Source organism: Candidatus Neomarinimicrobiota bacterium (assembly GCA_022567655.1).
In the GTDB taxonomy this organism is placed as follows: Bacteria; Fidelibacterota; SORT01; order SORT01; family SORT01; genus JADFGO01.
In genome coordinates, this window is the sequence record JADFGO010000134.1 from 1 (window position 1) to 3,811 (window position 3,811).

Annotated in this window: 4 protein-coding genes and 1 tRNA gene; all 5 read right to left on the reverse strand. The window is 43.7% G+C overall.

Annotation, left to right across the window (positions count from 1 at the left end; all coding sequences use genetic code 11):
* Positions 1-546, reverse strand: a 546-nt coding sequence (locus IID12_09970) for an AAA family ATPase (GenBank protein ID MCH8289414.1), incomplete at its 3' end; no start/stop codon positions are given.
* Positions 547-633: 87 nt separating this feature from the next.
* On the reverse strand, positions 634-1,056 hold the full coding sequence (locus IID12_09975; GenBank protein MCH8289415.1) for an AAA family ATPase: 423 nt from the start codon (positions 1,054-1,056) through the stop codon (positions 634-636).
* A 237-nt stretch (positions 1,057-1,293) separates the two neighbouring features.
* Positions 1,294-1,367, reverse strand: a tRNA-Ile gene (locus tag IID12_09980).
* A gap of 88 nt (positions 1,368-1,455) precedes the next feature.
* Positions 1,456-3,222: a DNA primase gene (locus IID12_09985; GenBank protein ID MCH8289416.1), complete on the reverse strand. Its 1,767-nt coding sequence runs from the start codon at positions 3,220-3,222 to the stop codon at positions 1,456-1,458.
* 2 nt (positions 3,223-3,224) lie between these two features.
* Positions 3,225-3,788 carry a Smr/MutS family protein gene (locus tag IID12_09990; protein ID MCH8289417.1) on the reverse strand — a complete coding sequence of 188 codons (564 nt, stop codon included), beginning with the start codon at positions 3,786-3,788 and terminating at the stop codon, positions 3,225-3,227.
* Between the last annotated feature and the right edge of the window lie 23 nt (positions 3,789-3,811).

Genomic DNA, 3,811 nt, shown 5'->3' on the forward strand with positions numbered 1-3,811 from the left:
TTCAATGAGCAAAGCTGTATCATCACTCCTTGTACTTTCAAGCCCAAATAAATATGATGTTAACACTTGGTCTGCCCTCATTCCGCGAATTGATTTTCCACCCTCTATCAGATGGCTTGAATCATTTTTCAATCTTAGGAGAAATATATTAGCTATATCTTCAGATAAATCAGTTGTTCCAATTGCGCATAATGGAGAATGTGAGGTAACAATAAATTGTATTTTAGGAAAATTTCTATTTAGTTGCCTTATAATTCTTCGTTGCCAAGAGGGATGCAGGTGATGTTCAATTTCATCTAATAATACAATCCCAACAATGTCTGACATACTACCTTTTTTTTTGTAAAGAATATCCCAACTAAATAAATCTGCCAACCAAGCTAAAGTTGCGCGATGACCATCCCCCCATCCTCCAATTGTTATTTTATCAACGCCAGAGCCTTCAAAACCTAATCCCGTATCAGAAAGAATTGTAGATCCTTTTGATAGCATGAGAATATCATCGAAAGTATTTAAGATTTGTTTTTCCTTTGCCGTTGATTTCATTCTCCTAATAATCAGCTCCGGGTTTTGTAATTTTGCTTCGTAGTTAAACAACGTATAGACAGCATCAACTGGAAAATAATGATTCGCTTATTGATGTTCATACTTACCCCTCCATGATCCATATCCGCACAAAAATATTTTTTCCCAAGGAAAGTTATTTTTCGGCCATGTACGTTGACTAAGTTCTATATCTCCTGAACCAGTTTCAGTAATTTCTGTTCTAATGGTTACTGTTTTGTTTGGATTTGATTCATATAATTCTAATTCAATAACAGAGTTATACTGATCACCTTGGATTCTAACCAGATCACCTTGTAACTCTCTTACTAAGGCAGCAGCTCCACTCTCATTACACATACCCAGAGCAATACATCTTAACAAAGTAGTTTTCCCAACTCCATTGTCTCCGAGAATCAGTGAAAAGAGTCCTGAATTATTTGAATTACTTAAATCAATTGAAATATCTTCAAAGCAAGCAATATTTTCTAAGTAAATTTTCTTTAAATACATAATTATCCTGCTAACCTAACATCTCATACTTTTAGACATGAAAATAGTTACCAATACGTTTATCGTCAGGTTTGGTATATTCAATTTCCGTTCTTACTAGTTTCCATATATTTCCAGTTTTCGCACCTAATATGTGCTAATATATGACATTATTTGTTAATTACTCATTTAAATATCGGGGCTATAGGAAACTATGTAACCCTTTGTAAACAGGGATTTACAAGGTCTTTAAAGGAGTGGGCCCTGCTGGACTCGAACCAGCGACCGTTCGATTATGAGTCGAATGCTCTAACCAACTGAGCTAAGGGCCCCTCTATTCGGCAGGGCATAATTTAGATTGAGAGGCAGGGAATGTCAAGCCGAGTTTGTGAAATTAAGAGCGTAGTCTCCCGAATTTTTTCAATTTTCCAACTCCCGGAGCCGGTCTGTCAGCTCTTTTTGTTGTTGTATCAGCAGCGTAGGCTCCTCGCCTTTCTCTTCCGCCTGCCGTATTTGGTCTCTCAGTTTCCTGTTTTCAGATTTGAGATCGCCCTTTTGCAGCATAAGTTTGCTTTCGTTAAGGGTTTTCAGTTCGTCTTCCACCAATCCTATTTCATTCAGCATTTTCGAGAGGAGTGCTCTCTCGCCCGGCTCATTAATTTCATCATACAGCTTGGATTGATTCGGACTGAATCCGGAGTTCAGCAGTAAATCGACTATATTGCCTATCCCCTTATGTGAAAAGGTGTGCTCCTTGAGAAACCCGCCCGCGCTGTTATAAACATCTTCATTTGCGGAGAGAAGGAACATCGCGAGTTGGTATTCCGACCGCTGCGTTATGTCGTTTAGGGCAACATTCACCTGGTCGACGTCGCCGTCAGCGGCATCGAACGCCCTGAACTTTTTTGATTCCTTCAGCAGCACTTCTTCATCTACGCCGAGTCTCGATGCAAAATCCTTCAGGAGCGCCCCTTTGAGGAGTTCATCGTTCAAATCAAAAATTTCTTCGACGATGTTCCGCGCCATCCGGGCTTTAAGAATTGAGCTCGACAGCTCTTCATCGGGAATTATTCCTATTCTGAAATCAACGAATGAATACGCATTTTTGATTAGCTCCTGCAGCTTATCGATTCCCTCCTCTCTCACAAAACTGTCGGGATCGCTTCCGTCAGGAAGTTTTACAACCCGAACATCAAAACCTTCCCCTAAAAGAACTATCGCTGCCCGGACAGCCGCTTTCTGCCCGGCGCTGTCTCCATCGTAAAGTAGTATAGCGTTGTCGGCGAACCGCTTGGCGAGCCGAGCCTGACCAGTGGTCAGCGCTGTCCCTGAGGTCGCCGCAACGTCGCTGATCCCCGCTGCTCTTATGCTAAGGAAATCCGTGTAGCCTTCGACCAGAATGATCCGGTTCGACTCTCTAATTTTATCTTTCGTCTGATATAATCCGTAGAGAACTCTGCCCTTGACATAGACGGGTGATTCAGGACTGTTCACATATTTCGCTCCGGCGCTCTCTCCCTGCCAAATTCTACCGCCGAACGCCACAACTTTTCCCGATTCGTTTATCACGGGAAAAACTATACGATTTTTGAACCGGTCGTAGGTTTTCCCCTGTTCGCTTCTTCCCATCAGGCCCGATCCGATCAACGAGTTTTGAGTAAACCCTTTTCCGGAAAGTTTCTTCTTCAGCCATTCCCATTCGTCAGGCGCAAGCCCGATACCGTAATCCTTCAGCATATCGCCTTTGATTCCGCGGTCGTTCAGATAGTTCCGCGCGTCTTCGCCCTCGGCGCTCATAAGATTTTTGTGATATTCGGATGCGGCGGCGCGGTTCACTTTATATATCATTGCCGACTTGGACTCGCCACCCTCATAATCTGATTTTTGAGAGCCGCTTTCAGGAATAGTTATCCCCGACTTCTCCGCGAGTGTTCTAACCGCTTCCACAAAATTCAGTTTCTCGTATTCCATGATAAAAGTGAAAACGTTCCCGCTTCTGTTGCAGCCGAAGCAGCGCCATATCTGTTTTGACGGACTCACGCTGAACGAAGGTGTTTTTTCGTTGTGGAACGGGCAGAGTCCTACAAAACCTGATCCTGTTTTCTTTAGTTTTACGTAACTTCCGATGATTGAAACCACTTCTGATGCGTTTCGAATATCATCTACTATGTTTTCGGGAATTCTCATGACTATTTGAATTCCGCCACGGTAACACCATAACCGCCTCTGTCGAGAGCCGCCGTATGAAAACTTTTTACGCTCGGATGGGCTTCAAGCTGCTCGGCGACCAACTTCCGCAAGACACCTCCGCCTTTCCCATGGATAACCTCTACCGATGAGAATCCGGCTAAGAGAGCGTCATCAAGATATTTCTCCAATACCGAAATCGCTTCTTCGGCTCTCATCCCCCTCAGACTCAGTTCGGGGGTGACAGCTCTCAGTTCCGGTCCGCCGTAACCTGCCGGATTTTCGAACGAGCTTTTCTTTTTGTCAGCTGCGGCCGCTCTTAACTTGTTGACCGCTATTATGATATTAGTGCTCCCGACAGAAACCACCGCATCGTTTTTATCGGTTCTGATCTCCTGAATCTGTCCTGTAACATTCAAAGAAGGGATCGACACATCCATTCCCACTTCGGCGTCTTCCAAACTCAAAGGAACAGAATCTTCTTTCGGCGACGCTTTCTCCGAGGAGATAACATCTTCAATCTGCGCTTTCTGACCGCTGATCCGATGCTTTATATTTTTTATCACATTGGAATCAGCCCGACTCTCTT